Here is a 965-nt window from a genome sequence, read left to right on the forward strand (position 1 = left end):
CCGGTGGGCTGGTGTGCGCGATGGGGCCTCGACAAGCGCGACCTCCGGCGGATACCTCCGGGGTCCGGGCTCGGAGCGATCGTCCGCGGCACAGACTGTGTTGGTCTCGACGCGCCTCCGCCCGGGGGCTCCGGCGGCTCGACCAGCGGAGGTGAGGGGTTCTGGCCAAGGCTGGACATCAATTCTCTCGAGGTCTCATTCGCCCGCGCCACACTCCTCGCCGCCGCCCCGATATTGGCGGAATCTTTTCTCGATCGGGTGCTGGGTCAAGGATGGCCGTAGGCCACCGCGTAAGCGGCGGGCGAAGCCCGTCCTTGACGCGGCGCGTGATCGAGAAACACTGAGTGATCGGGTCGGCGGCGTACCTGGAAACGAAAAACACAGTCGCTAAGCGATGTCCGCACGCGCGTGGTCTCGACAAGCTCGACCACCGATGGCTCGGGTCTCGACAGGCTCGACCTCCGGTGTCCGGGGCTCAGAGTGATCGTCCGCGGGGCAGACTGTGTTGGTCTCGACACGCCTCCGCCTGGCGGCTCCGGCGGCTCGACCAGCGGAGGCGAGGGGTCCCTGCCAAGACTCGACGTCGGCTCTTTCGAAATCTCATGAGCCCGCGCCACACCCCTCGCCGCCGCCCCGATATTGGCGAGATCTTTTCTCGATCGGGTGCCGGGTCAAGGACCGCGAAGCGGCCGCGTAGCGGCGGGCGGAGCCCGTCCTTGACGCGGCGCGTGATCGGGGAACACTGAGAGGTCGGGTCGGCGGCGAACCTGGGACGAAGGAAGAGTCGCTGAGCGATGTCCGCACGCGCGTGGTCTCGACAAGCTCGACCACCGGAGACTTGGGTCTCGACAAGCTCGACCACCGGAGACTTGGGTCTCGACAAGCTCGACCACCGGGCTGACGTGTCCTCACAGGGGGTCTCGACAGGCTCGACCACCGGAGGGTCAGGTCTCGACAGGCTCGAC

The sequence above is a fragment of the Nocardioides luteus genome, from assembly GCF_014648595.1.
Lineage (GTDB): Bacteria > Actinomycetota > Actinomycetes > Propionibacteriales > Nocardioidaceae > Nocardioides > Nocardioides luteus.